Genomic DNA, 25,506 nt, shown 5'->3' on the forward strand with positions numbered 1-25,506 from the left:
AGTGAGATTAGTAATCTCTCATCAGCACGCGAGATGCTTCGCTGCGCTCTGCATGACGGCCTTTTAAACAGCGAATACCCTAGCAGGGCCGCCTTTCTAAACACACAAACAACATCAGCAACGAGCCCCTCCGGTGGCACCACCCCAGCCGCGCCGGCGGCACGGCATCTCCTCCTTAGCTGAGGAGGGGAGCTGGTCGTTCTAGCATCTTCCTTCGTGCTTCGCACACTATTTCTATCTTTAAGGCCCACAACTTTTCCCTTTCTGCCCGCAATGGCTGCTCCTACTACTTCCTCCTCTCCCACCGCCACCGGCGCGGCCGATACTACCCGCAGCTTCGTCGTGCCCATGATGGCCATGACGGCCCTGTTTTTCCTGTTTGGGGCCGTCACCAATTTCAACGACGTGCTCATGCCCTACCTCAAGGACGTGTGCCAGCTCACGGACTTGCAGTCGTCGTTAGTGCAATCGGCTTTTTTTGGGGCGTATTTTCTAATGTCGCTGCCGGCGGGCTTTGTGCTGAAGCGGCTGGGGTATAAGAATGGAATTGTGCTGGGTTTGCTGGTGATGGCATGCGGAGCCCTGCTGTTCGTGCCGGCAGCCAATTCGCGCACGTTTGCGCTGTTCCTCACCGCTTTAGGATTACTAGGTGCTGGCATCACGTTGCTGCAAGTGGCGGCCAACCCGTACGTTTCGGTATTAGGGCCGGCGCGCAATGCCGCGGCACGGGTGAGCATTGTAGGAGTAGCCAACAACTTCGGGGGCGCCTTGTCGCCGCTGGTTGGCGGGTTGATTTTATTCGGCGGCTCAGTGGCCCTGAAGGCCCAGTTGGCGGCCCTACCCGTAGCGCAGCGTTTAGATCAGGAAGCCCAACTGGTGAAGGGCCCGTACCTGGGCTTGGCAGCTTTCCTGATGGTTCTGGCCGGGGTGTTCTTCTTGTTAAAACTACCCGAAATCGAAAGCTTGCCGGCCGAAGAAGCGGTTAAAGGTGCGAAGTGGAGTGAGGATGGACAGTTAAAAGTAACCCCTAGGAAAAATGCCTTAGGGTTTCCGCATCTAGCCTTAGGCGTCGTGGCTATCTTCGTGTACGTGGGCGTGGAGGTTGGCTTGGGCTCATTCCTTATTCGCTATGGCGAGTCGCAGGGAATCCAGCAGCTTAGCGACTTCACCCAAAGTCTGGTGCAAGGGCTGAATGTCGCTACTAATTATGCCTTGGTATTTTTTGGCCAAGAGCCTGCTCCTATCGACACTTCGGGGGGCTTTACAAAAGCGGTGGGCGCGGTACTGGTTTCGTCTTACTGGTTTGGCTCGCTGGTAGGTCGATTGGTGGGAATTCCACTTTTGCTGCGCTTCAACAACCGTGGCATGCTGATAGCCGTGTGCGCGGCTGGCGTGGCGCTGGTCGTGGCTTCTATTTTAACAACTGGCGAAGCCGCTTTGTGGCTGATTGTGCTCTGCGGACTTTGCAACTCTATCATGTGGCCTGTTATTTTCCCTCTAGCAATCAAGGGGTTAGGCCAATTCACCAAGCAAGGCTCATCCTACCTGATCATGGCCATCGTGGGCGGAGCTATTATTCCACCCCTCATGGGCTGGCTGGCTACCGACGGCGGCGGACTGCGCGTGGCTTTCGTGGTGCCCGCGCTCTGCTACGCGTATCTGCTGTACTATGCGGCAAGCGGCTACCGGGTGCGGTAGTTATTTGGGGCCGTGAATCGCTGCTGGGGGGCTTTTTTCGCGGCCGCGGCGCTACTTTTACTGCAGCATTACCTTTTTGCTTTCCCTATGTCTTCGGCCTCCCTTCTCGAACACGACGTTTCACTCCGCCCCTACAATACCTTCGGCATCGACGTCAAGGCGCGCTTGTTTGCCCGCTTCCGCAGCGTAGACGAATTGCGCGCTTTGCTGGCATTGCCCGAAGTGCAGCAGGCCGAAAAACTTATTCTGGGCGGCGGCAGCAACCTGCTTTTCACTCAGGATTTCAACGGCGTAGTGCTCAAAAATGAGATAGCAGGCCTCGAAGTTATTGCCCAGGATGAAGACGCCGGCACCGCTCTGGTGCGCGCCGGCGCCGGCGAATCGTGGCACGGCATGGTGCAGTACAGCTTGCAGCAAAACCTGAGCGGCATCGAAAACTTGTCGCTGATTCCGGGGACGGTGGGCGCGGCGCCCTTGCAGAATATCGGCGCCTACGGGGCCGAGTTGCAAGACACCTTCGACCACCTGGAAGCCCTGGAAATCAGCACCGGCCGCCTGCGCACGTTTACCCGCGAGGAGTGCGGCTTCGGCTACCGCGAAAGCGTATTCAAGGGTCCACTTAAAAATCAGTTTATCGTAACGAGCGTGGTGCTGCGGCTCCAGCGTCAGCACCGGCTCAACATCAGCTACGGCGCCCTGCGCACCACCCTCGCCGATATGGGCATCGAGTCTGACCCCACGCCCCAAGACGTGAGCGAGGCCGTCATCCGCATCCGCCGCAGCAAGCTCCCCGACCCAGCTCAAATCGGCAATGCCGGCAGCTTTTTCAAGAACCCCGAACTCTCCCAGCACCGATTCGACGAGCTGAAAGCTCAGTACCCCGACCTGCCCGGCTACCCCGTGCCCGGCGGCGTGAAAGTGCCCGCTGCCTGGTTGATCGAGCAGTGCGGCTGGAAAGGCCGCCGCTTCGGCCCCCACGGCGTGCATGAGAATCAAGCCTTAGTATTAGTAAATCACGGCGGCGCGCAGGGGGCAAATATTCGGGATCTGGCTCATGAGATTATTGCTTCGGTGCGGGAGAAATTCGGCGTGGAGCTGCACCCGGAGGTGAATATTATGTAAGAACGACCAGCTCCCCTCCTCCGCGGAGGAGGGGAGCTGGTCGTTCTTACATAAGCAGATGGCTACTTCAGCACTGCCACCGTGGCCCCATCACCGCCGCGTTCGGCGTGCTCGTCGGCTACGCTGGCCACGGAGCGCACGGAGCGCAGGTAGTCGCGGGTTATTTGGCGGAGAATACCGTTGCCGCGGCCGTGCACAAACTTGATTTCAGGAATGCCGAGCATCACCGCGTCGTCCACGAAGGCCATGACTTTTTGCAGGGCGTCTTCGGCCCGCTCCCCGCGCAGGTCGAGGTTGGGGCTGAAGTTGGCCATGCGGCCGGTCATGTCCATGCCGGAGCTTTGGGGGGCATTTCGCTCCGCTTTCTTCTCGCGCTCCTTGATTTCGGCGCGGCCCAGCTTCTCGAGCTGAGAAACCTTGACGATGGTTTTCATTCCACCAAACGATACCTCCGCCGTTTTGCCTTTCACGCTCATGATTTCCCCGTAGCCATCCTGCCCGATTAACGCCACTTTGTCGCCGGCCTTGAGGGTGGCGGCATCGGCAGTTTCGCGGGTCGGGCGAGCTTTGGGGGGCTCGATTTGCAGCTCCAGTTTTACGTAGTCGTCCAGCTTCTGGCGGGCCTGCTTGGTTTGCTCCTTATCGGCCTGAGCCGTGCGAATTTCCTGAATGGTAGCCTCAATTTGCTGATTCGTATCCTTGAGCAGCAGCTTGGCTTTGGCTTTCGCATCGCGCAATACGTCGAGGCGGGTGTCTTCGAGGTGGCGCTTGAGGTCCTGATATTCCTGGGCGGCTTTTTTGAGGCGACGCTCCTGCTTTTCGGCTTCGGCGGTGCGCAGCTCCAGGTCAGCTTTTTCCTTTTCCAGACCTTCCAGCAAACGGTCGTAGCGGATTTTGTCTTTGCCTACAAGCTGGGTAGCGCGCTCCACGAGTTGAGCCGGCAAGCCAATTTTACGGGCAATTTCGATGGCAAAGGAAGAGCCCGGTTTGCCAATTTCCAATCGATACAGCGGCTGCAAACGCTCCGGGTCGTAGCGCATAGCCCCGTTCACGATGCCGGGCGAGCGCTCGGCGTAGTTTTTCAGGTTGGTGTAGTGGGTCGTAATCACGCCGTAGCTGCGGGCGCGATTGAGCTGATCGAGCACGGCTTCAGCAATGGCGCCGCCCAAGGCAGGCTCGGTGCCGGTACCAAATTCGTCGATGAGCACAAGGCTTTTCTTGCCGGCAAAAAGCAGGAACTGCTTCATATTCAGCAAATGCGACGAATACGTACTCAAGTCATTCTCCAGGCTTTGCTCGTCGCCAATATCCAGGAAAATATCTTCGAATACGCCCGCTTCGGAGCCGTCGCCGGCCGGAATGAGCAGGCCACATTGTAGCATGTACTGCACCAAACCCACAGTTTTCATGGCCACCGATTTGCCCCCCGCGTTCGGCCCCGAGATCAACAGAATGCGCTGGTCAGGATTCAGGTCGATGCTTAAGGGCACCACCTCCCGGCGCGTCTCCTTGGGCTGCTCCCGAAACGTGAGGTAGAGCAATGGGTGGCGCACCTTCTGCCACTTGATCAGCGGACGCGGATGCAAGGTCGGCAACGACGCTTCCAGACGGTTGGCCAACAAGGCTTTAGCCCGAATAAAATCCAGCAAGCCCAGGTACTGATAGGCTTTGCGCAAGTCCGGGATGTGAGGTCGCAGCTGGTCAGTGAGCTGGGTGAGAATGCGGATCAGTTCGCGCTGGTAAGCATTTTCGAGGTCTTTGATGTCGTTGTTTAACTCAAAAACCGCTTCCGGCTCAATGTACACCGTCTGGCCCGAGGCCGACTCGTCGTGAATTAAGCCTTTCACCCGGCGCTTATGCTCGGCAATGACGGGCAGCACGAGGCGTCCGCCCCGAATGGTGGGCTCGGCGTCGCCGGGTATCCAGCCTTCGGTTTTGGCGTGGCGCAGGATGCCAGCAATCTGCTTGCGTAGCTGGCCCTGGCGGGCAATCAGCTCCTGCTTGAGCTGCATGAGCAGCGGTGAAGCGTTATCGCGCACCTGGCCTTCGTCGTCCACTACTTTGTCCAGGGCCAGCAGCAAGTTACGGTCTACCTGCACCCCAATGCCCAGTAGGCGCAGGGTTGGATACAGCGTTTCTTCAGCGTGGGTGAAGAAAGTAAGGGCCTGCCGAATGGTGCGCAGACTCATTTTAACGGCAAAAAAAGCCGTCACCTCCAGGTAGGCGCCGGGAATGCTGGCGCGCACTAGGTGCGGGTGCACATCGTGGTAGTGCTGGCTGGGGAAGTCGGCGCCCGACTGGAGCAGGACGCGGAACTCATCGGCCTGAAGCAGCAGCTTCTGGAGCTGTTCGTGCTTGGTCTGGAACTGCATCTTGGCCACAAAATGCCGACCTAAAGCGCTCAGACACAAGGAATCCAGCATTTCGCGCAGCTGCGCAAAGCCTATTTTATGTTCGAAATTGGAAGGTAATAGCAAAGAAAAAGCAGCAGTTGCCGTCTAGTAGGTTAAGAATAGGATGCGAAGATAAACATCTGCGGACGGCAGAAAGATTCGCAAAATGCAGTATAGCCAGTAAAAGAAATATGCTGCTACGTGCCTGTTCTATTCTCCGGGGGTTTACACCTCATTATGCGGCATAAAAAAGCCGGAATAAATATTCCGGCTTGTTAGCAGTGTTATGGGTGCGCTTACAGGCTGGGCGCGCGATGGTTGTACTCGTTAAAAATCTGACCTACAGCCACGTATACCTTGTCTTTATTCTTATTAAAGAGGTTGCCATCGGTAAGGCCAGACGCGTAGCCTTGCCATACTTGCACGCCCTTTTCCCGGTCCACCATCTGTACCAGAATACTGCCCTTATCGAGGGTTACTTTGTTCTGTGCATTGTAGGCGTAGGGCTCAGTAGTGGCCCAGTAAGTATTACCCAGATTAGAGTTGCTCGTAATTTCCACGGGTTCATCGAAGGTGCGGAAATTAACCACTAGGTCGCCGCCCGTAGGTTGGTAAGTGTAGCCTCGGCTAACCATTTCGTGCTCGACAGCATCGCGTACCATAACCTTGAAAAGCAGATCATTGAGAAAATAAACGCTGTTTTGCGGATCGGTTATTTGGCTGGCCCAAGAGTAGGTCTTATACTCATCAAAATCGGGAGCGTCGGCGGAGGCGGAGGTATTGACGACAGCTCTAGCAGTGGCGTTAGTATCGCCGCGTTGGTCACTGCCAACGGTTACAGCGGATTGTTGGGCACAGCCCGTAGCAAATAAGGCAAAAGCTAGAATGGGCAAAATTGATCGAACAGTTTTCATAGCGGTTTATATTGAAGCCGGGTTTATATAATGCATTTATGGTTTATGTAATGCATTTATTAGTAACTACTTAATTCTACGACAACATACACTTGAGGTTACTTTTTACTCCGGTTTACGCCGCCAAAAAGCTTCTTAAGAGCACTAACAAATTATACCTATTCTTAGGTGACTCGCTTGTATAATGGCATTAGCCAGCTTCCCATTACATTATTTTAACCTTATTTTTCAACCTGTTTTTCGACTTTATTTTTCATAAATCGCTCTCACAACATATACAAAAGCCCCCCAGAAAAATCTGGGGGGCTTTTGTATGGTGGATCGACAGGATAGGGCGTTACTTCCTCTGCTCATTCACCGACCAGTCATAGGTCAAATAACTCAGTGTAGCGTCTGGGTTAATCTTCTGCGTTGCGTAGCGGTTTATGGTCTTTTGAATGGTGTTGTCACCCTGAGCAAAGTCTCTGGGATAGAAGTTGAAGATGCTCGAAACTTCGGGCTTGTCGGCGGGCGTGAGTTTGTTCTTGGTGGGGTCGTTGATAAAGTTAGTGGCCTGATCATCAAGCTGCTCGTTGAGACGGGAGGCTATGTAGGCTTCGTTGCGCAGCCTGGGGCACGACATGGCGGCGCACACCAGGGCAAAGTGAATGCGCGGCTCCTCAAACTTCTTGCGGATAATGCGTTGCTCGATGTCGTTGAGCGTATGCTTTTCGTTGCCAAGGCGGATGAAAGGCTGATCCCAAACGGTGTTTACCAGCGTCAGGCTCCCGCCCAAATCCCGAATGCTTTTAAGTGGATACGCCCTGATGACGCGCTGAATGGTGAACGCGTTATAGGCATTCAGCCAGTAAGCCAGGCGCTCCTGTTCGCTCCAGGTATTGTTCGGCACATTGTCGCTGAGCGTTACCAGATACGTATTAAGCGCCGTGCTATCAGCCTGAAAAGCAGTATAATTAACCATGCCCTGCGCATCGACGTGCTTTTTCAGCAGCGCATCCCACGGCGCGTGATTCACGGGCCGGCTGTTTTTGGAGGTAAGAGTAAGCGGCGTGAAATAGCGTACGTAGGCGCAGCCGGTTTGGCAGGCAGCAGCAGACAGCAGCAAACCGAATACGGCCTGTCGGATCAGAACTCGCATGAGTGACGAAAGTGAGAGAACTTTAGGAGAATGCATGAACCTACGAAAAAAGCCCCCCAACAGATATGGGGGGCTTTTTTACTGTATAATCTTAACTAAGCTTTGCACAACATCACCGAATGATTGGGGCGCGCTTAAACTCTTTTTCGCGGTCGAACAAGTAGCGGAATGTTGCGTGGGTGCGCCAGATTCGGCCGCCGATTTGCTGGGCTACGGCCATCATGCGGGGGTTGAAGTCGCCGATCCAGTTCATCACAAAGTCCTCGTACTGCACTTTGCTGCGGTCCTGCACTACTTTAGCAACAGCCAGCACCATGGCAGCTTCTACGCCGCGGCGCTGGTGCGCGGGCGCAATACCAAAGGCGATGCCGGTGAGCGTGCGCACCGAGCCACGCCAGCGGTGGTAGGCAAATTTGAGCTTGCCCCACCAATTTAAGTTGCCGTTTACGTGCCGAAAAAGCTCATTCAATTCGGGCAAAGCAATAAAAAAACCCACTGGCTGGCCTTCGTAATACGCAAACCAACAGCCTTTTTCGTCAATTACGGGGCGCAACTTATTCATAATGCTGCGCGACTGCTCGGGGCGCATTTCTTTCACGCCATCGTGCTTCACCCACGCCTGGTTGTACACAATTCGAAAGTCCTCGGCGTACTTCTCTAGCTCTTTTAACCGAAGATGCTCAAAGCTATACTTTGAGTTATGCAGCAGCATCCGTTGTGCCTTTTCCTGATATTCTGGCGTGAGCGGATCGCCTACCTTCCGGAAGTAAGTAAACTGCTCGAAGTACACCTGAAAGCCATAGGTTTCGAGCAACCGCCGATAGTAAGGTGGATTGTAATTCTGCCCGTAAAGCGGGGCGCCAAAATTATCGATGAGCAGGCCCCACCACTGGTCACGGTCGCCGAAGTTGATGGGGCCGTCCATGGCTTCCATGCCACGCTCAGCGAGCCAAGTGCGGCAAGCATCGAATAGCGTGTTGGCCGCCGTCTGATCATCGATGCACTCAAAAAATCCCATGCCGCCGGTGGGCTGCTCGAAAGTCTTGGCCGTGCGCTTATTGATGAAGGCTGCTACGCGCCCAATCGTCTGGCTCTGAGCATTCTGCAACAACCAGCGCGTAAGCTCGCCGGCCCGGAAATACTTATTCTTCTTAGTATCGAATACTTGCTCAATATCCTTGTCGAGAGGGCGAATGTAGTTGGGGTCGGAGCGGTAGAGGCGCACCGGAAACTCCCGAAACTCGCGGGCGTGCTCGGGCGTCGAAACTTCAATGAGGTGTAGCGGAGCAGTCAAGGAGTTAGAAATTGAAGTGAGCGGCTACTTTTGGAATAGCACGAAGGTGTCAAATTTAGCTCCTCCAGGCAACATTGTTTCGAATGAGCCAAAATCAGAATGGCTTTTCCTGCCTGAGTTCAGGCAGGAAAAGCCATTCATCCGTAGAGAACTTCTTTATTATATCTCGATTGCATCCACCGCAGCTTATCCTGCGCCTTCGCTTCGCCATGAAATTTCAGCTTCTGCTCTTTGGCTTTTTGAGCCTGCTACCTATGAAGCTGGTGCTGGCTCAAACGTCAGTAGCCGCTCCTGATTCAGCCCATTCAGCACCTAATCCGCTCACGTTCTACGGCTTCTTGGATGCTTATCATGGCTACGATGTCCCCCAACCACCTACCCCCGACCGACCATCGTTTCTCTACTCACACGACCGTCAAAACGAGTTTGCGGTGAATAACGCCTTGCTGGGCGTGCGCTATCAAAACCTTCGGGTTCGGGGGGCTTTTGGCCTGCATGCGGGCACGTATGTAGCGGCCAACTACGCGGCCGAAGATCCTGTTCTCAAGCATATCTACGAGGCCTACGCTGGGTTTCGGCCTTTTGAACACGCCTGGATTGACGCTGGCATTTTCACGTCACACCTGGGCTTTGAATCGGCCGTGAGTAAGGACAACTGGACGCTGACCCGTTCGCTTATGGCCGAGAACTCGCCCTACTACGAAGCCGGCGTACGTTTCACCTACGAATTTGCCCCCCAACTTACGCTCACCGGCTTGGTACTCAACGGGTGGCAGAACATCCGCGAAAACAACCGCAGCAAAGCATTTGGCACACAAGTTCAGTGGCAAATCAACGACAAGCTACTGCTGAATTCCAGCACCTTTTTGGGCAATGAGCAGCCTACCGACTCCGTACGCCGCCCTCGTTTTTTTCATGATTTTTACTTACGCTACACCCCTATCTCACAGGTTAGCTTAGCGGTCGTTTTCGACGTAGGCAAGCAAGAAAAAGCCCCCCAGAGCACCGGTTACGATACCTGGCACACGGCGGCAATACTGGCGCGCTACCAATTCAACGATGCCTGGGCCATGGCCGCCCGAGCCGAATACTACGCAGCCGCTCATGGGGTCATTATTGCATCCATAGCGCCGGCTCCTACCGATTCTGATGTTTTGGTAGCTGGGGGCTCGCTCAATCTGGATTATGCGCCCAGCCCTCAGGTGTTGGTTCGGTTGGAAGGCCGCACGCTCCAGGCCGCCGATCCAACCTTTTTGCGCTCCTCCAAACGCCTGGTCAGCGGGTATGCGAATCTCACTTCCTCCATAGCTATTTCCTTTTAGCTGTTTGGTTGCAAGCATGTAAAGTGATTGGATGCGCAGGTGCATCAGTTATTTTGAAAGCCGAAACAGGCTCATTTCGAATGAATTGACAGAAAGTAGATAGGCGAAGTAAAATATTTCTGCTTTGGGTAAATCCGGTTGCCATAGTTGGGGCGTAAATGCCATCAACCTCAAAAACCCACCTTCAATTCATCCTAAAGCATGAAACGCAAAAAGCTTTCTATTGCCCTTTTTTGCCTAATTGGTACCGCAACAGTGCAATCGGCTCACGCCCAGGCCCAGATGGCTATGGCCAATATAATGGTAGGTGGCCAGGCTATGCTTCCTAGCAAAAACATTGTTGCCAATGCTCTTAATTCTGCCGACCACACCACGCTTGTAGCCGCTGTAAAAGCTGCCGGCTTGGTTGAAACGCTGCAGGGCAAGGGTCCTTTTACCGTATTTGCTCCAGTGAATGATGCCTTCGAAAACCTACCCGCTGGCACAGTCGAGTCGCTGCTGAAGCCAGAAAATAAGGCTCAGCTAAGCAAAGTTCTGACTTACCACGTGGTAGCCGGCAGCATGACCGCCGACAAAATCATGGCTGCCATCAAGGCCGGCAAAGGCACTGCGACACTCAAAACAGTAAGCGGCGGCACCTTGAAAGCTACCATGAATGGGCCCAAAAACGTAGTCCTGATGGACGAATCGGGCAATACTTCTACCATCTCTACCTACGACGTAATGCAAAGCAATGGCGTAATTCACGTCATCGACAAAGTGATGCTGCCTAAGTAGGCTTCCCTTGCATTCCGCTTATTTACAGCATACAAAAAGGGCCTTTCCTCATATGGAAAGGCCCTTTTTGTATGTCAAAATTCCGTAGCGCTGAGCTTCTGTAACGCAACCTACCGCTTGAAGTAAACGGTGAAGGTAGAGCCTACGCCGACTTCACTTTCTACTTCAATTTTGCCCCCCACATTCTCTACCATCTTCTTAACCATGTACAGACCGATGCCGCTGCCATCTACGTGGTCGTGGAGGCGCTGAAACATGCCAAAGAGCCGCTTTTCATTATTGGCTAGGTTGATACCTAAGCAATTATCCTGCACTGTGAGCACCGCGTAGCCATCCTCCTCGCGGCACTGTAGCCGCACGTGCGGCGCCCGCTCCGGCGAACGATATTTGATAGCATTGCTGAGCAGATTATAAATGACACTGCGCAGGTTTTTTTCGGCAAAGGATACCGCCGGGCAATTGGCCACATTTACTTCCAAAAGGCCCTCCGCCTCGCGCAGCAGCGGTTCCAGATCCAGCCGCACATCCTCAATAATAGGCTCCAGCTCCACTAGCTCCAAGGGCTGCACCTGTTCTTTTTGCAGCTTGGTTACCTCCGTCAGGTGTTCGATGGTGCGCTTAAATCGCTCCACTGAGTCCTGCATCATGGCCATAATGGGCTGCACCTGGTCAGCCTGCTGACTGTCAGAAGCGCCACTCGGTATTTCTACCAGCAAGGCCTGCAACAACCCTTCAATATTGCTGATGGGCGCTTTTAAGTCGTGGGAAGCAGTGTAGATGAAGTTGTCCAGATCCACGTTGGCACGCGTCAACTGATCGTTATTTTCGTGTAGCTGGCGCTGGGCCTGATCTATACGCTCCAGTGCCAGCTTGTGCTCGTGAATATCAGTGAAAGTGCCAATCCACTGCATAATTGCCCCCTGATCATTGTAGGAAGGTAGCGCTCGGCCCAGCATCCAGCGGTAATTATCGGCGCCGTCGCGAAAGCGGTATTCTATCTCAAATGCCTCCCCGGTGCGCAAGCAGTGCTGCCAGCGCGCCCTTGCCAGGCCCGCATCATCCGGGTGTAGGCGAGTTTCAAAGCCCTCATCTAATCCGGACTGAATGGGCTTACCAATAAAATCAAACCAGCGTCGGTTGAGGTAGGTGTTTTTACCCTCCACATTAGCCGTCCAGGCAATCTGCGGAATTCCTTCCAGCATTCGGTTGGCTTCGGCGGCAGCCTGCTCCATTATGAGGCGGGCGGCTTCCTGCCGCTTCAGCTCTTCATTTTTGCGGTCAATAACCTCGTTTTGCTCAGCTACCTGCGCTCGGATGGCCTTTATTTCCCGTTGGGCCGAGAGGTTGGTTACAATCACGGCCAGGGCAGGCGCTTCATTGAATTCCAACACGTTCATCGACAGAGAGAAGGGCACCAGTACGCCAGCCTGGGTTTGCAGGGGCAGCTCGCCCTTGCTTTTGCCTGCCCAACCCGCTACCAGCAAAGCGTCCCAATAGGCGCGAAAGTCAGCGGGGACAAAGTCGTTAAAAAAGCCCCCCATCAATTCCTCTAGTGCGCAGTCGAGCAGACGGGCCAGACTAGCGTTGCAATAGAGAATCATGGAATCCTGGCTGAGTAGCAGCGCCCCTTCACTCATCTGCTCAATCAGAGTTCGGTAAACCTGATCGGCGCCTTGCAGGGTATAAATACGAGGGCCATCGGTTCCCTGCACCGCCAGCGCATCTACCGACCCCGACCGAATAGCAGAAATGAGTTCCTCAGCTTCCTGTAGCTGATAACGCAATTCCTCGTTTTCACGGGCTAAGTCAGTAGATAAGGGCGGCAGGTGTTCAGCCATTCGTGCTGTTGCGGTCAGATGGCGATGTCAGCCCCAGCGCGGCCAGCACTCGCTCCCGATTTGAGAGGTCACCCACAAGCCGACGAATCAGCCCAGGGCGCTTTTTGACTAACGTGGGTACTCCAATAAGCTGCTCTTGTTGGGCTAGCTCAGGCTGTTGGTATATATCTACGATAATCAACTCATATCGGCCTTGCAGATACAACTCACAGATTTCCTTGATGTTTCGCACCGCCCGCGTCGAATTAGGAGTAGCTCCGGTTATGTATAGATGCAGTACGTACTCGGCCGCTTCCGGCTCTTGTTCCAAACTTCCTTCTGCCTCCATTCTATCGGGTTAGTTTGCTCTCTATAGGCCGGATGTCTAGCCCCACCAACACACGCTCTTCATTAGAAAGGTCACCAATAATTTTGCGAATAGGCACGGGCACTTTCCGCACCAGCGTAGGAATAGCCAATATTTGGTCGCCCTCAGCTAACTGAGGGTGTTGCAGTAGGTCAATTACTTCCAATTTATAACGCCCTAGCAAGTGCTGTTCGCAGTACTTTTTTAGGTTGGCTATGGCAGCCACCGATTTGGGAGTCTGACCGGCCACGTATAGCCGCAACTCCCAATACTCCTTATCCATGCCCTCAGTCGTCGTATCCGGGTTCGTTTCCATCACAGGATAAGAGGCTTATTGATTATTTGATTTGGTATTGTGGCCAGGGGCTCCCCGACCCGACATTTCACTTACGGCGGCTGTTCTGCCTTCGGTAAAAGTCTGGTGCCGGGTTAGCTCCTCACTATTGATTTGCCGCAACTCTTCTTCGACTGATTCAAACTCCGTGCGCAAATTAGCAATAGTGGCTTCCAACACGCGGCGCCGACGCTCCAGCTCCCTGTCTTTGCGCTCCAGCTCTTGCCGAAGTGCCAATTCTTGGGCCTGCTCCTGTAGCTGCTGAGTAAGGCGGCTGGCCCCAGTTACAATGCCTGTTGGCCCGATTACGACGTCCAGGAGTTGAATTCCGTGGTCAGTAACCACAAACTCGCGTACTTGATTGGAGTGCGACATGCCCCGCGATTTCAGAATGCTGAGGCCGCGGTTGCGCTCACCTACGCCTTCCAGATCCCGCACGCTAATCCACGTATCGACTAACGATGACACGCCCTCTTCAGTCGCGTCCAGCTGATTGGTGCGGCCGCTGATAAGAGCCGTAAACAGGGCCGTGATGTTGTTTACTTTCAGGAAATCAATGAGGCGCGTGAGCATGCTGCGCACCTCGTTAACATTACCGACGTTGATCAGATTGCTGATCGGGTCAATCACGACTGCATCAGGCTTGAGCTCCTTCACTAGCTTATGAATAACAACCAGGTGCCGCTCCAGGCCATTCAGCGTAGGCCGCGACGCTTCAATATGCAGCAACCCTTGCTCGATCCAGGGAGCTAAATCGACGCCGACTGAGCGCATGTTGCGCACCAACTGCTGCGGCGACTCTTCGAAGGCAAAATAAAGACAGCGCTTATTCTGGCTGGCAATTTGGTTGGCAAAAGCAGCAGCCAGCGTGGTTTTGGCCGTGCCAGCGGTGCCCGTCAGCAGGATACTGCTGCCTTGATAAAACCCTTTCCGACCAAACATCTCATCGAGAGCCGGAACACCAGAGGAAACGATCTGATCGGATACTTCATGCTCCAGCTTGAGGGAAGTTACAGGCAGCACGGAAATGCCTTCCTCACTGATCAGATATGGATACTCATTCGTACCGTGGGTGCTGCCGCGGTACTTTACCACGCGTAGGCGCCGGGTGGTAATCTGGTCAATAACGCGGTTGTCGAGCAGAATTACACAGTCTGACACGTACTCTTCCAGCCCTTGCCGGGTTAGTGTACCATCGCCCCGCTCAGCGGTGATGACGGTAGTAACGCCCCTATCCTTAAGCCAGCGGAACAACCGACGGATTTCTGACCGCAAAACAGCTTCATTCGGAAAACCGCCAAATAAAGACTCAATCGTATCCAACACGACACGCTTGGCACCGATTGAGTCGATAGCATAGCCCAGTCGGATAAACAGGCCTTCCAAGTCGTACTCACCGGTTTCCTCAATCTCCGAGCGGTCAACGTGTACGTGGTCAACACGCAGCAGCTTCTGCTCCTGAAGAGCCGGCAGATCGAAGCCCAGAGAAGTAACGTTGGCGGTGAGTTCTTCGGCCGTTTCCTCAAAAGCCATCAACACGCCCGGCTCGCCAAACTCCAGTGCTCCCCTCACCAAAAACTCAATCCCCATCAGGGTTTTGCCACAGCCAGCGCTGCCACAAATCAGCGTCGGGCGGCCTTTGGGCAAGCCACCTTCCGTAATTTCATCTAACCCCTCAATTCCCGTCGGCGCTTTGGGTAAGGTAGGCAACTCAGCAGGGGAAGAAGTCTTTTTGTCTTGCATGAAATCGAAAATTTACCAGAATCGAACGCCGCTTTCGAAGGCTGCTTTCTCAGTCTTTTAATCCGTAGAAGTGCGCCTAAAAGCTATACAGTTAGCAAATACGCAGTAAACTGGCGTAACCAGAATTTACTACCATACTTAGCATAATTTCTTATTACTGATTGAGCCGATAATAGTTGAGTTTGGCATTACAAATAGTGCGCCTCATGCTCAAAGATGAATCTTTAAATTTAATGCGCCATTGACGAGCTGCTAATAGTGCTACTTAGCATTTGAATTATGCGGCCATATACTCCACGAGTTTGAGTTAAATACTCTTTTAACTCAAGTCTTGAATAGCGGAAGGCGCCTACAGCCCAAGTGGTTATCTGGACACAGATGTACCTATCATGAAGCCACACAAAAAAGCCCCCCAGTCAGATGTTGGGGGGCTTTTTTGAGAAGTATCAACTACAAGCGTTTCTCCTGTGTTGGCTTTATTGATACCGGACCCGAAAAGAACCCTCGGTGAAGCGAATCATCTCTCCTTGCTGGGACCAGGGCGCATCGCGCCGCAGTGCAGTGTTAAACGTGCCTTCCACAACTTTCTGGATCGTATCAAGCCGGGTAATCAGCAATTGCGTTCCGGACAGAGAATCGGCTGTGTAGCCATCGACAAGCACATCGCCGCCGAGGAGCGCGGTCCACGTGGCCGGAATGGACGACAGCGTGGTGGGGGATTGAACAACCGTTACCAAGGGCTGCTCTGAAGGAACGGTGAACCCCAGCCGCAGGTAAGCTTGTATGGCGCTGCCGTCGCTTTGCGCCCCAAACACATAAAATTCGCGTTGCGCTTTGTCGTAGACACCAGAGCCGGGTACGAGCCAGGCGGTGCCGTCCTTGTTGGCCTTAACATAAAACTCAGGCTGAGGCTGCACCGATTCAGGCGTACATGCTCCGCCTCCGCATAACAGAACAAGACTGGCAATTACGCCATAAAGGACTCGTTTCATACTCCATTGAATTATGATTCAGGAGTAAGATTCGCAGCGAGCCTGAAAGGTTGCAAACCTCTAAAAACAAACAACCCCACCCGAGATGGGTGGGGTTGAAGCAGCATTTGAGCCTCCTGCCGGGATCGAACCAGCGACCTACTGATTACAAGTCAGTTGCTCTACCAGCTGAGCTAAGGAGGCGAAATGGTGGCGCAAAACTAGTGCCTTGCGACCATTTTGCAAACTATGAACGCACAATTTTTAATTGTTTTTTCAACGCGTCGATGCGCAGTTTGGCTTCGTCGATGCGGCCTTGGTATTCTTCGCGCAGCTGATTAGCGTTTTTGGAACGCGCAAAGAACTCAAGGTTAGTCTGTAACGTGGCGATGTCGTTTTCCAGCTCGTTGATGTCGCGACGCAAGCCCTGCTCCTTTTTGTAAAGAGCCTGCTGCGCATCAGGACCCGACTTGAGGCGCTCAACTTGCAGTTGAAACAGCAAATCACCCCGTTCGGCATAGGCAAGGCCCGGCACCGTGTCGAGGTATTTGCCCATGAGCGTCTGGAATTTCTCCTCCGCCCGTGGCCCGCCCGAGGCACCGGAGGCGCGCCACTCTGCTACGAGCTCCCGAAAGCCTTCGATGGTTCCGGGATTATCGGCAGTAAGGGCGGCTACGGTGTCGGCTACACGGTCGAGGTGGGCAGCCTGCTCCTGCGATACAATTTGGGCCTTGACTTCGCGCTGCTTGGCTTCCTGATTTTTACGGTCAAAAAAGGCATCGCAAGCGGTGCGGAAGCGGTTCCAGACTTTATCCGACTGCTTTTCGGGCACGCGGCCGATCAGCTTCCACTCTTTTTGCAGCCGAATAACAATTTCGCGGCCCTCTTCCCAATTAGGATTTTCAAGAGCCGCCTCCGCCTGATCGCATAGCTCCAGCTTACGCTTGAGGTTCTGGCCTTTCTCTTCGTCGAGGGCTTTAAAAAACTGATTTTTGCGCTGGAAAAAGCCTTTATAAGCACCCCAGAACTGCTTGTTGAGCTGATCGGCTTTTTCGCGCGGCACGAGGCCGGCAGCATCCCAATCTTCTTTCAGCTTTTGCAACTCGTCGGTTTTGCTGCGCCACTCGTTTACCCGCTCCGTCTGGAACTCCCCGAACGATCTGATCTGCTCCAGCAGTGCCGTTTTGCGGGTCAGATTCTCGTTTTCCTGGGTTGAGCGCGTATCGAGGAAGCTTTTCTTGCGGTCGTGTACCTGCTCAGAAGCTTGCAGAAAGCGCTGCCAGATAGCGTCGCGCTGCTCATTTGGCACAGGACCAATATGTTTCCACTCTTCATGAAGCTGCCGCAGCTCTTGCAAGGCCTTATTAATGCTGGGCTGCTCACTGAGGGCTTCGGCACGGCGCAGCAGCGCTTCCTTCGCCTCCAGGTTGCGGCGGCGGTCCAGCTCCTTCATTTCGAAGAAGAGGCCGCGATTGTTATAATAAATGTCGAGCAGGGCGTGATAGCTGTTCCACAGCTCCTGGGCATCCTTCTGAGGCACCGGGCCGGTGGTTTTCCAGTCGTTTTGTAGCGTTTTGATGCGCGCAGAGCTATCCTTGGTCTCCGCCGACTCTACCAATAGCCGCAATTGGGCCAGCAGCTCCTGCTTGTGCGCTAGGTTTTTGGCACGCTGCTCGTCTTCGGCACGCGCGTCGCGGGCGCGGTTCTCGCGAAACTCCTGCATGGCCTTTACCAACTCGGCGTGACCAGCCGGACCCTGATACGATGCATCCGCATCAGGTGCGGCGGCCTCTTCCACCCGCTGACGATCAGCAGCCAACGCGGTTTCGTACTGACGATAAAAATCCGTGATCTGCTTGCGGTTGCGCTGGGCATCAGCTCGATGCACCATATTCAGCAGGAATGACGCTTGCGCGGCCAAATCAAGCTGACTGAAATCGGGGCCGTGGATTTCGGCCACCAGTTCCTCCTCTTCTTCGCCTTCGTGGGCAGCTGCTGCTTCGTGCGCTACGGCCGCTGATGCTGTAGCGGAAGTAGGCAAGGAAGCAACCACGTCAGGAGCATTTTCCAGGTCTTCGGCCGTGCGAATCGCGATAACTGGCGCCGCTTCCGATTCCGGCTCCTCAGGGTCCGTGGTTTGCCCGGTTAAAGCTTCCGGCTCGGGCGTTATGGCTGCCTGGGGGGCTTTTTGATCCGATAAGTCATTAGCCGCACTTCCTACGCTGGCTGGCATAGCCTCCGGCTCAGGCGTAATAGGCGCAGCAGCGTGCGTAGCCGTTTCCACACCGGGGTTCTGCAGCCCATAATGTGCTTCGGCCCGGGCCAGCGGTTCAGAGATTGGCTCCTGAGTTGAGGGCGCATCGGGCGTTGCGTGGCCCGAAGCCTCGGGCGCTACCTCGGCGGCAGGTGCCTCGGCTGTGCCGGCTCCCTGGGGGGCATTTGCGATGGGTGGTGTACCTTGTGAGGGACGCTCCGTGATTTCGTCGGTGGTGGTAGAAGGTGCCGTAGCGGTAGTTTCGGCCGGAATGTTGGCCGCGAGAGCGGGCACCTCCGTGGGGGGCACGGGCTGCGCCGCAGGGTCTTCTTTAGCACGAATCTCGGCCAGCCGACGCTCCAGAATGCTCATCGGCGACTCCGATGCTTCGTCGGAGTGTAGGGGGTCGGTGGTGTGGTTGTCAGGTAGCATAGTTCAAAGGAAAAGGCCGGCCCCGAAAAAACAATGGGCTCGGCAGTGGGGGGCTAATTCAGGCGTGGATCTGTGGGATAGTTAGATAAAATCCGGTACCGACCGCCTTTTTCGCGCAGAATGGACTGCCAAAAGGCATCAGTAGTCAAAGTAAAGACTTTCTCGGCAGCATTGGGATGCACTATCCAAACATTTTCGCGCACCTCCTCCGCCAACTGGTCGGCCGTCCAGCCCGAATAGCCCGCGTACAGGCGCACGTCTTCTTCCCCAACCTCGCCACTGAGCAGCAAGCCCAGCAGCACTTCGAAGTCGCCGCCCCAATAGACATCGTGCCCCAGCGCTACGGCACCCGGCACATCGGCGCGGCGGTGCAGATAATGGAGCGTATCGGGCTGCACGGGCCCGCCCAGGCCCAGGGGCAGGCGGGCGGCGGGCAGCACATCGCCACCGGGCAGCTCCAGCACATCGCCCAGCAGCAGGTTGGTGTCCCGATTAAGCACTAAGCCAAATGAGCCTTCCTCATCGGTGTGGCGGCACAGCAGCACTACGCTGCGCTCAAAATTAGGATCGCCCAGGAAGGGCTGCGAAATCAATAGGCTTCCAGCTTTCATAGGTCAAGCTTCTTTTTAGAATACGTTAATTTAATCAGCCTAACCTTACAGACCGCTAACACTGACCTTCCGCTACGATTCTGTGGTCTGCCTCAATTACAGGTATATATTATTGGTACGTCGGGGGAATAGGCTAAGGTTCCCGGAAATAAACCGGCCGCGCAAAATAGCCTGGTGCCCGCCATGCTCATTACAACGGCGCGGTGGCATATAAATGGTGAAGGTGCCTGAACTAATTTCTGAATAATTTGCGCCCGTTATCAACTGCAACCATGCCCGATAAGCTGGCCATATTTGAACGTAGCGCCGGCTTTTTGGCGAGCAAAATCTGCATCTGCTGCATCGGTAAGGGACTTGGTCGGTTTATGCCTGGTACCCAAAGTGCCGTTAACGCATTCAAAATTCGCATTCTATGACTGACCAGCAACTGGCCGACCTGCGCAAATCGTACGCTCAACACACACTCACGGAGGCTGATGTGCTGCCCGATGCCGTGCACCAGTTTAGGACCTGGCTAAATGAGGCCCTCGCTGCCCACCTCGATGAGCCCACGGCCATGACCTTGGCCACTGTTGGCGACGACGGGCAGCCTACCACGCGCGTGGTGCTCCTCAAAGGCCTCCCCGACGACGCCGGGTTTTTGTTTTATACCAATTACAACAGTCGCAAAGGGCACGAATTAGCCTCCCATCCGCAGGCAGCGCTTAACTTTTTCTGGCCCGGCCTGGAGCGCCAGGTGCGGGTGGAAGGACGCGTGGAAAAAGCCCCCCAGGAGCTATCAGATCAGTATTTTCAGAGCCGGCCGCGGGCCAGCCAGGTAGGAGCCTGGGCCTCCCCGCAAAGTCAGGTAATCGGGAGCCGGGAGGAGTTGGAGCAGCGGGAGCGTGAAGTAGAGCAGCGCTTTGCAAATGAAAACCCGCTGCCGCTCCCGCCGCACTGGGGTGGCTTTATTTTGCGCCCCCACCGCGTGGAGTTCTGGCAGGGCCGCCCCAGCCGCCTCCACGACCGCATTTTGTACGAGCGGGTTGGCAACAAGTGGAAGCGCAGCCGTTTGGCTCCCTGAGCATCACACCAAGTAAAATTAGCCGGTCAGACCGCGCCTACTACCTTTACGCCTCCATATTTATCCTTTCCGAGTGGCTGAAATTCAACCCGTGCGCGGCTGGCGCTATAATTCAGAGTTAAGTCAGCATATCGATGATTACGTGTCGCCATTGTTCGATGTAGTATCGGCCAAGCAGCGGGAGGCGCTGTACCGCAACCCGTTAAACAGCATTCATTTATCGGTGCCACGCGGGGAGGATGCCGCTACTGAAGCGGAGCGTCGGTTGGCAGTGTGGAAGGCCAAGGGCGTGTTGTGCCAAGATGAGCTGCCGGGTATTTATGCCTATTATCAGTATTTCCGGTTGCCGGGCAACACCCAGGAGTATTGCCGCAAAGGATTCATGTGCCACATCCGGGCCTATGACTGGAGTGATGAGGTAGTACTACGCCACGAAAACACCTTGCCTGCCTCCGTAAATGACCGCGCTGAGCTGCTGGCACGCACCGAGTTCCAAACCAGCGCCACCCACGGGCTTTACCGCGACGAAGATTTTGAGCTGGAGCGCTACCTCGACGAGGCCATGCGCGACCCGCTGTATCAGACCGAGGAAGACTACCAGGGCGCTCGCGACGTGCTGGCGGTTATTCAGGATGCGGCTATTATTCGGCGATTTCAGGAGATTCTGGAACCCCGGCAGGTGATTCTGGCCGATGGCCACCACCGCTACGAAGGCAGTCTGGCTTACCGTCAGGCGCGCCTGGCCGCTGACCCGCAGGCCACGGGAAAAGAGCCCTGGAATTATCATTTGATGTATCTGACCAATTCGGCGGCCAACGACCTGCGCATTCTGCCTACCCACCGCTTGCTGCTCGAGATGCCCAATGCCCTCAGCGATGAGGAGTTCATCACCCGCCTCGAACCTTATTTCACCATTTTGCCCAAAGACGACGCCTACGATTTACCCGAAATAATTGCGGGCAAGCCTTGGGCCTTTGGACTGTATCTGGGGGGCAATTCTTACAAAATCCGGCTGCGGCCCGAAGTGCACGCGCAACTCGCCTGGGATACTACGCCTGAAGTAAAAGCCCTGGATCTGACCGTGTTGCACTACTTCGTACTGGAGCGCGTGCTGGGTATCGCAGGGCCCGATGCGCAGCGCTCGTGGCCGGGCATTGCGTACGTGCGCAGCTTCACCGAATGCCTTACCCGCGTCGACCGGGGAGAGGCGCGTGCCGCCTTCATAACCAATGAGGTAACCATGGCCGAGGTGGAGCGCGTGTGCCATAGCGGAGCCGTAATGCCCCCCAAGTCCACTTTCTTTTATCCCAAAACCATCGGTGGTTTCCTGTTCACTTCTATTCACGATGAGGAAGCTGACCACCCGTTTCAGGTATGAGTGTAGTCACCAAACTAGTGCTGGCGTCCAACTCGCCGCGCCGCCGCCAGCTGCTCACCGATCTGGGCATGACCTACGAAATCCGCCTGCAGGAGGTAGATGAAACCTACCCCGATCATCTGCGTCGCGCCGAGGTTGCTGAATACTTAGCGGCTCACAAAGCCGCCGCTTACGCCCCCGATTTAGCCCCCCACGAAGTAGTCCTCACGGCCGATACCATTGTGTGTCTGGAAGATGACGTGCTCAACAAGCCCGCCGACGAGGCCGAAGCCAAACACATGCTCTCTCGCCTGCAAGGCCGCGCCCACGACGTATTTACGGGCGTCTGTTTGCTCAGCGGCAACGGCCAGCGCACGGTTTTCTCCGACCAGACCCGCGTTCATTTTCGCGCCCTCTCCCCTGCCGAAATTGAGTTTTATGTGCGCAACTTCAGCCCCCTCGACAAAGCCGGCGCTTACGGTGCCCAGGATTGGGTGGGTATGGTAGGCGTGACGCGTCTGGAAGGCTCCTACTTCAATGTAATGGGCTTGCCCGTGCATCGGGTGTGGGAGGAGCTGGCGAAACTGGGGTTGGTGGCTGTCTGATTTTCCTAAGGTGCAGGCTTACTTTGGCTGCGGCCCCTCGCCTACGCGGGCATAGGCATACGCACCTATTTCCTGGGCTGTATGGTAAGTATCGAGGCCGGAGACGCAGGCTGTTCCAGCCTCACCTAGATTAAGCGTGCCGTCGGCGGCCAGCAAATCGACGGGCAGGTATATTTGTTCAATTTTGCCCACCAGCAAGGTGGTTCCAGTGGCCTTTATGGGTATTTCCTCCACCAGCCGCAGGCCCATTTTTATCTGGCTTTCGCGCACGTACGGCGCCGGAAAGCCGTCCAGAAATTCAGCCCCCAGTCCACACTTCTCAAACTCAGATTCATCCTCCGGGAAAGGTGCCGACGTGTAGTGGGCCGCCGCTGTAAAGTCGGCGTGTACGTGGTTGATGGTGTAGCAGCCGCTGGTCTTGATGTTGTCGTAGGTGTGGCGCGCCACGCTGGTAGGACGGGTAAAAATGCCGATGTAAGGCGGATTGGAGCCCAGATGCACCACGGAGCTGTACATTGCCAGATTGGTGCGGCCATCAGGCGCGGCCGTCCCGACGAGGTTTGCAGGCTTGTAGCCGGTGATGGAGTTAATCAGATTGAGACGGAAAATCTTCTCCATCGCCTCAATATCCTGGGCTTGAATGCGCTTCATGGGGGGCAAATTGAGCGGAGTTAATTCGCTTAGTTATGGTTGGGCTAGTGAGCAAACGCCAGAACAGACGCGTGGCACTATAACCGCGGAAGGCCGCAATTGACCGTCTCTTCTGTTCAAATTATTTAGAAGAGGTAGTCATGCAGAGGCGGAACCGAAGCATCTGGCGTGCTGACGATGGATTACTAATCTAACGGCGCGAGCGAGATGCTTCGCTGCCGCTCTGCATGAAGCTACTTAACTGAACCGTCGATAGTTCATATGGAAATTATCAATGCCCCCTGGCGAGCAATACAACGCCGGCTATTATCAACCCCACGCCCAGCACCTGGCCCAGCGTAATCTGCTCGCGCAGCACCAACCAGCCCAGCACGGCGGCTATAGCCACGGAGCCACCCACGATGATGGGCGTACCCACCGAGGTCGGCGCTCCTTTGGTGAACACGTAAAAGGTCAGAATTTCGGCGACACCCACGCTCAGGCCGGCCAGGCAGGAATACAGTACGCCCGTTTGGGAAATGCTCACTGTCTGCCGCGTCGTCTTGATATAAAGCAGCAAAAAGCCCCCCACCGCCGCCGCAACGAGTTGCAACAGCACAGCGCCGGCAACCTGGTGAATATTGCCCGAGGCCAGCTTGATAAAGAAATTGTAGAGCCCCAGGCAAAAGGCCGTGATGACCGCCAGTAAAAGCCAGTTCATGCAGCCGGCTTTAAGTCAGGCGGTGTAATAAATCCTGCTGGGTATGCTGCCAGTCTTCGGCTGCCTCATTCTTGGACCACATCTCCTGCAGCTGCGATTTTTTGGCCACGGCCTGCACGGCTTGCTGGGCCATCTCGCGCAGGTCTTCGCTTTCGGCGGCGTCGAGCTTCTTGATCACCGGAATCAGATCGGCGGGGAAATCGCGGGACGGCTTGCCCAGAATGGCGGCTACAATTTCGGCGGCAGCCAGAGCTTCGCTGGCCGCGTCTCCATCGATAAAGTCTTCTTCCTCAGCCACTGCAACCAGCGCTTCCAGCAGTTTCGCTTCGTTGTGATTATCGCGGAAGTCTTCGGCGAAGTCGGCCGCCGCGTCGTTGTCGAAGTTGTAGTAGCCCCAGGTTCCCATGCGGTGTATAGTTAAGGTTTATAGCTAGTACGGTAGCTTTACCGTATGGACTTCTTTTTTGTTATCTGGGGAGGTATTCTAGCCTTATTTATTTTTAAAATCATTAAGCATATCCGCGATGCAACAAGGCTGAGAAAGGACGGAATCAAAACTACTGGCGTAGTTATAGGCTCCAAAATACGTTGGAGCAGAACGACTACTGTGCACCCACGAATCCAATTTACAACCCAATTGGGTGATGTTATAGAGGTTGAAGGGTATACCGGAATATCTATTCCGGTCTATAGTAAAGGGGAGAAAGTAACCGTTTACTATGAAGCTAGTAACCCCAAAAACTTCACCTTAGATTCAGATTTTGAGCGGGCTACCCCCTATCTAATGCTCTTTTTAGTTGCGGTAATGATCGCCATCTTTATTGGTCAGCATTTCGCCGAATGATTTTAGGCACCTACTTAAGCTTCTCCTTCAGAATCTCCAGCTCCACGGCGGGCGAAATCTTCTCGTAGAGAATGTGATAGGCCGCGTTGGTAATCGGCATGCTCACTTTCAGTTTCTTATTCAGCTCATAAATACTCTTGACGGCGTAGTAGCCTTCGGCCACCATGTTCATCTCCATCTGCGCCGACTTCACGGAGTAGCCGCGGCCCACCATGTTGCCGAAGGTGCGGTTGCGGGAGAACTGAGAGTAAGCCGTAACTAGTAAGTCGCCGAGGTAGGCGCTGGCGCTGAGGTCGCGCTGGTTGGGGCTGAGGGCGTAGAGAAAGCGCCGGATTTCCTGCACCGCGTTGCTGACCAATACTGCCTGAAAATTGTCGCCGTAGCCCAGGCCGTGGGCGATGCCGCAGGTCAGGGCGATGATATTTTTCATCACGGCGCAGTACTCAATGCCGTCGAGGTCGGCGGCGGGGTGCGCCTTCACGTAGCGGTTGCGCAGGAGCTGGCAGAAGTCTTCGGCCAGTTCCAGATCGGGGCCGCCGATGGTGAGGTAGCTCTGCTTTTCCAGCGCTACTTCCTCCGCATGACAAGGGCCGGCCACCACGCCCAGCTGCTCCACGTCGAGGCGGAAACGCTCGGCCACGTAGTCAGTTACCAGCACGTTTTTGCCCGGAATCATGCCCTTGATGGCCGAAATGACGCGCTTGTCGCGGAGGGCGTCGCGGTCGAGCTTGTCGAGGGCGCCCTGCACAAAGGCGGCGGGCACGGCCAGCACCAGCCAGTCGGCATCCTCCACTACTTCCTTCAGGTCGGTGGAGGGGAAAACGCGATTCAAATCGAAGGCCACCGACGAGAGGTAGCGCGGGTTGTGACGGGTGCGCAGCAAGTGCTGCACATCATCTTTGGAGCGCAGCCACCAGCCCACTTGAGCCCCATTTTCAGATAGTATTTTTGTCAAAGCAGTGGCCCAGGAGCCCCCGCCGATCATGGCTATTTTTTCCACCAAACAAACGTATTGGAAGGCGCAGTAGCACCTTCTCTAGTTAAACGACTTAAACCGGCCTCGCATCCAAACGCAGGTGCAGCAGCGGCAAACCTTGTC

The 25,506-nt window shown here is 55.0% G+C and carries 23 protein-coding genes and 1 tRNA gene; 8 read left to right on the forward strand and 16 right to left on the reverse strand.

Annotated elements, in window-relative coordinates; all coding sequences use genetic code 11:
* The first annotated feature begins 273 nt into the window (after nt 1-273).
* Both IEW06_RS15275 and murB read left to right on the forward strand, forming a co-directional pair.
* Nucleotides 274-1,698 carry a sugar MFS transporter gene (locus IEW06_RS15275; RefSeq protein WP_187731937.1) on the forward strand — a complete coding sequence of 475 codons (1,425 nt, stop codon included), beginning with the start codon at nt 274-276 and terminating at the stop codon, nt 1,696-1,698.
* Between the two features lie 87 nt (nt 1,699-1,785).
* Nucleotides 1,786-2,820 carry a UDP-N-acetylmuramate dehydrogenase gene (murB, locus tag IEW06_RS15280; protein ID WP_187731936.1) on the forward strand — a complete coding sequence of 345 codons (1,035 nt, stop codon included), beginning with the start codon at nt 1,786-1,788 and terminating at the stop codon, nt 2,818-2,820.
* A gap of 62 nt (nt 2,821-2,882) precedes the next feature.
* On the opposite strand, the gene IEW06_RS15285 is transcribed toward murB, so the two are convergent.
* From IEW06_RS15285 to IEW06_RS15300, 4 genes are all read right to left on the reverse strand, one after another.
* Nucleotides 2,883-5,297, reverse strand: a complete 2,415-nt coding sequence (locus IEW06_RS15285; protein ID WP_187731935.1) for an endonuclease MutS2 — start codon at nt 5,295-5,297, stop codon at nt 2,883-2,885.
* A 212-nt stretch (nt 5,298-5,509) separates the two neighbouring features.
* Nucleotides 5,510-6,127: a DUF4136 domain-containing protein gene (locus IEW06_RS15290; RefSeq protein WP_187731934.1), complete on the reverse strand. Its 618-nt coding sequence runs from the start codon at nt 6,125-6,127 to the stop codon at nt 5,510-5,512.
* 337 nt (nt 6,128-6,464) lie between these two features.
* Nucleotides 6,465-7,265, reverse strand: coding sequence for a DUF547 domain-containing protein (locus IEW06_RS15295; protein WP_187731933.1), 801 nt, complete (start codon nt 7,263-7,265; stop codon nt 6,465-6,467).
* 112 nt (nt 7,266-7,377) lie between these two features.
* On the reverse strand, nt 7,378-8,559 hold the full coding sequence (locus IEW06_RS15300) for a GNAT family N-acetyltransferase (protein ID WP_187731932.1): 1,182 nt from the start codon (nt 8,557-8,559) through the stop codon (nt 7,378-7,380).
* A 209-nt stretch (nt 8,560-8,768) separates the two neighbouring features.
* Here IEW06_RS15300 and IEW06_RS15305 point away from each other — a divergent pair, with 209 nt between their 5' ends.
* Both IEW06_RS15305 and IEW06_RS15310 read left to right on the forward strand, forming a co-directional pair.
* Nucleotides 8,769-9,881, forward strand: coding sequence for a porin (locus IEW06_RS15305; RefSeq protein WP_188548538.1), 1,113 nt, complete (start codon nt 8,769-8,771; stop codon nt 9,879-9,881).
* 201 nt (nt 9,882-10,082) lie between these two features.
* The gene (locus IEW06_RS15310; RefSeq protein WP_187731930.1) at nt 10,083-10,658 is read left to right on the forward strand and encodes a fasciclin domain-containing protein; all 576 of its coding nucleotides are present in this window, start codon (nt 10,083-10,085) and stop codon (nt 10,656-10,658) included.
* A gap of 110 nt (nt 10,659-10,768) precedes the next feature.
* Here IEW06_RS15310 and IEW06_RS15315 read toward each other — a convergent pair whose 3' ends face one another.
* The 8 genes from IEW06_RS15315 to IEW06_RS15350 form a co-directional block, all read right to left on the reverse strand.
* On the reverse strand, nt 10,769-12,496 hold the full coding sequence (locus IEW06_RS15315; RefSeq protein ID WP_187731929.1) for a sensor histidine kinase: 1,728 nt from the start codon (nt 12,494-12,496) through the stop codon (nt 10,769-10,771).
* On the reverse strand, nt 12,489-12,824 hold the full coding sequence (locus IEW06_RS15320) for a circadian clock KaiB family protein (RefSeq protein ID WP_187731928.1): 336 nt from the start codon (nt 12,822-12,824) through the stop codon (nt 12,489-12,491). The genes IEW06_RS15315 and IEW06_RS15320 overlap by 8 nt, the downstream gene beginning before the upstream one ends.
* Nucleotide 12,825: 1 nt before the next feature.
* A complete protein-coding gene (locus tag IEW06_RS15325; protein WP_223284525.1) occupies nt 12,826-13,158 on the reverse strand; it encodes a circadian clock KaiB family protein in 333 nt (110 codons plus the stop codon).
* 15 nt (nt 13,159-13,173) lie between these two features.
* The gene (gene kaiC, locus IEW06_RS15330; protein ID WP_187731927.1) at nt 13,174-14,919 is read right to left on the reverse strand and encodes a circadian clock protein KaiC; all 1,746 of its coding nucleotides are present in this window, start codon (nt 14,917-14,919) and stop codon (nt 13,174-13,176) included.
* Between the two features lie 476 nt (nt 14,920-15,395).
* A complete protein-coding gene (locus IEW06_RS15335) occupies nt 15,396-15,911 on the reverse strand; it encodes a hypothetical protein (RefSeq protein ID WP_187731926.1) in 516 nt (171 codons plus the stop codon).
* 110 nt (nt 15,912-16,021) lie between these two features.
* Nucleotides 16,022-16,094: transfer RNA gene (locus IEW06_RS15340), tRNA-Thr, on the reverse strand.
* 43 nt (nt 16,095-16,137) lie between these two features.
* A complete protein-coding gene (locus IEW06_RS15345; RefSeq protein WP_188548539.1) occupies nt 16,138-18,576 on the reverse strand; it encodes a DUF349 domain-containing protein in 2,439 nt (812 codons plus the stop codon).
* Nucleotides 18,577-18,629: 53 nt separating this feature from the next.
* The gene (locus IEW06_RS15350) at nt 18,630-19,187 is read right to left on the reverse strand and encodes a YqgE/AlgH family protein (RefSeq protein WP_187309461.1); all 558 of its coding nucleotides are present in this window, start codon (nt 19,185-19,187) and stop codon (nt 18,630-18,632) included.
* Between the two features lie 412 nt (nt 19,188-19,599).
* Here IEW06_RS15350 and pdxH point away from each other — a divergent pair, with 412 nt between their 5' ends.
* The 3 genes from pdxH to IEW06_RS15365 all read left to right on the forward strand — a co-directional run bounded on the left by pdxH (nt 19,600) and on the right by IEW06_RS15365 (nt 22,212).
* Nucleotides 19,600-20,250: a pyridoxamine 5'-phosphate oxidase gene (pdxH, locus tag IEW06_RS15355; protein WP_188548540.1), complete on the forward strand. Its 651-nt coding sequence runs from the start codon at nt 19,600-19,602 to the stop codon at nt 20,248-20,250.
* 73 nt (nt 20,251-20,323) lie between these two features.
* Nucleotides 20,324-21,628: a DUF1015 domain-containing protein gene (locus tag IEW06_RS15360; RefSeq protein WP_187731923.1), complete on the forward strand. Its 1,305-nt coding sequence runs from the start codon at nt 20,324-20,326 to the stop codon at nt 21,626-21,628.
* Complete coding sequence (locus tag IEW06_RS15365) at nt 21,625-22,212, forward strand: Maf family nucleotide pyrophosphatase (protein WP_188548541.1); 588 nt, start codon at nt 21,625-21,627, stop codon at nt 22,210-22,212. The genes IEW06_RS15360 and IEW06_RS15365 overlap by 4 nt, the downstream gene beginning before the upstream one ends.
* Before the next feature lie 18 nt (nt 22,213-22,230).
* Here IEW06_RS15365 and IEW06_RS15370 read toward each other — a convergent pair whose 3' ends face one another.
* From IEW06_RS15370 to IEW06_RS15380, 3 genes are all read right to left on the reverse strand, one after another.
* On the reverse strand, nt 22,231-22,863 hold the full coding sequence (locus tag IEW06_RS15370) for a flavin reductase family protein (RefSeq protein ID WP_187731922.1): 633 nt from the start codon (nt 22,861-22,863) through the stop codon (nt 22,231-22,233).
* A gap of 271 nt (nt 22,864-23,134) precedes the next feature.
* Entirely contained in the window at nt 23,135-23,563 is a 429-nt protein-coding gene (locus tag IEW06_RS15375) for an EamA family transporter (RefSeq protein ID WP_187731921.1), read from the reverse strand.
* Between the two features lie 10 nt (nt 23,564-23,573).
* Nucleotides 23,574-23,969, reverse strand: coding sequence for a DUF4259 domain-containing protein (locus IEW06_RS15380; RefSeq protein ID WP_187731920.1), 396 nt, complete (start codon nt 23,967-23,969; stop codon nt 23,574-23,576).
* A 45-nt stretch (nt 23,970-24,014) separates the two neighbouring features.
* Between IEW06_RS15380 and IEW06_RS15385 the strand changes: the two genes are divergently transcribed.
* Complete coding sequence (locus IEW06_RS15385; protein WP_187731919.1) at nt 24,015-24,407, forward strand: DUF3592 domain-containing protein; 393 nt, start codon at nt 24,015-24,017, stop codon at nt 24,405-24,407.
* Nucleotides 24,408-24,417: 10 nt separating this feature from the next.
* Here IEW06_RS15385 and IEW06_RS15390 read toward each other — a convergent pair whose 3' ends face one another.
* A complete protein-coding gene (locus tag IEW06_RS15390) occupies nt 24,418-25,392 on the reverse strand; it encodes an NAD(P)H-dependent glycerol-3-phosphate dehydrogenase (protein ID WP_187734313.1) in 975 nt (324 codons plus the stop codon).
* Between the last annotated feature and the right edge of the window lie 114 nt (nt 25,393-25,506).

The organism is Hymenobacter qilianensis, assembly GCF_014638675.1.
GTDB classification, from domain to species: Bacteria; Bacteroidota; Bacteroidia; order Cytophagales; family Hymenobacteraceae; genus Hymenobacter; species Hymenobacter qilianensis.

What these genes read in the sequence shown, in the direction of transcription:
- IEW06_RS15275 (WP_187731937.1), top strand. Translation starts at nt 274, where the DNA reads ATGGCTGCTCCTACTACTTCCTCCTCTCCCACCGCCACCGGCGCGGCC.
- murB (WP_187731936.1), top strand. Translation starts at nt 1,786, where the DNA reads ATGTCTTCGGCCTCCCTTCTCGAACACGACGTTTCACTCCGCCCCTAC.
- IEW06_RS15290 (WP_187731934.1), bottom strand. Translation starts at nt 6,127, where the DNA reads ATGAAAACTGTTCGATCAATTTTGCCCATTCTAGCTTTTGCCTTATTT.
- IEW06_RS15295 (WP_187731933.1), bottom strand. Translation starts at nt 7,265, where the DNA reads ATGCGAGTTCTGATCCGACAGGCCGTATTCGGTTTGCTGCTGTCTGCT.
- IEW06_RS15305 (WP_188548538.1), top strand. Translation starts at nt 8,769, where the DNA reads ATGAAATTTCAGCTTCTGCTCTTTGGCTTTTTGAGCCTGCTACCTATG.
- IEW06_RS15310 (WP_187731930.1), top strand. Translation starts at nt 10,083, where the DNA reads ATGAAACGCAAAAAGCTTTCTATTGCCCTTTTTTGCCTAATTGGTACC.
- IEW06_RS15315 (WP_187731929.1), bottom strand. Translation starts at nt 12,496, where the DNA reads ATGGCTGAACACCTGCCGCCCTTATCTACTGACTTAGCCCGTGAAAAC.
- IEW06_RS15320 (WP_187731928.1), bottom strand. Translation starts at nt 12,824, where the DNA reads ATGGAGGCAGAAGGAAGTTTGGAACAAGAGCCGGAAGCGGCCGAGTAC.
- IEW06_RS15325 (WP_223284525.1), bottom strand. Translation starts at nt 13,158, where the DNA reads ATGGAAACGAACCCGGATACGACGACTGAGGGCATGGATAAGGAGTAT.
- kaiC (WP_187731927.1), bottom strand. Translation starts at nt 14,919, where the DNA reads ATGCAAGACAAAAAGACTTCTTCCCCTGCTGAGTTGCCTACCTTACCC.
- IEW06_RS15335 (WP_187731926.1), bottom strand. Translation starts at nt 15,911, where the DNA reads ATGAAACGAGTCCTTTATGGCGTAATTGCCAGTCTTGTTCTGTTATGC.
- IEW06_RS15345 (WP_188548539.1), bottom strand. Translation starts at nt 18,576, where the DNA reads ATGCTACCTGACAACCACACCACCGACCCCCTACACTCCGACGAAGCA.
- IEW06_RS15350 (WP_187309461.1), bottom strand. Translation starts at nt 19,187, where the DNA reads ATGAAAGCTGGAAGCCTATTGATTTCGCAGCCCTTCCTGGGCGATCCT.
- pdxH (WP_188548540.1), top strand. Translation starts at nt 19,600, where the DNA reads ATGACTGACCAGCAACTGGCCGACCTGCGCAAATCGTACGCTCAACAC.
- IEW06_RS15365 (WP_188548541.1), top strand. Translation starts at nt 21,625, where the DNA reads ATGAGTGTAGTCACCAAACTAGTGCTGGCGTCCAACTCGCCGCGCCGC.
- IEW06_RS15370 (WP_187731922.1), bottom strand. Translation starts at nt 22,863, where the DNA reads ATGAAGCGCATTCAAGCCCAGGATATTGAGGCGATGGAGAAGATTTTC.
- IEW06_RS15375 (WP_187731921.1), bottom strand. Translation starts at nt 23,563, where the DNA reads ATGAACTGGCTTTTACTGGCGGTCATCACGGCCTTTTGCCTGGGGCTC.
- IEW06_RS15380 (WP_187731920.1), bottom strand. Translation starts at nt 23,969, where the DNA reads ATGGGAACCTGGGGCTACTACAACTTCGACAACGACGCGGCGGCCGAC.
- IEW06_RS15385 (WP_187731919.1), top strand. Translation starts at nt 24,015, where the DNA reads ATGGACTTCTTTTTTGTTATCTGGGGAGGTATTCTAGCCTTATTTATT.
- IEW06_RS15390 (WP_187734313.1), bottom strand. Translation starts at nt 25,392, where the DNA reads ATGATCGGCGGGGGCTCCTGGGCCACTGCTTTGACAAAAATACTATCT.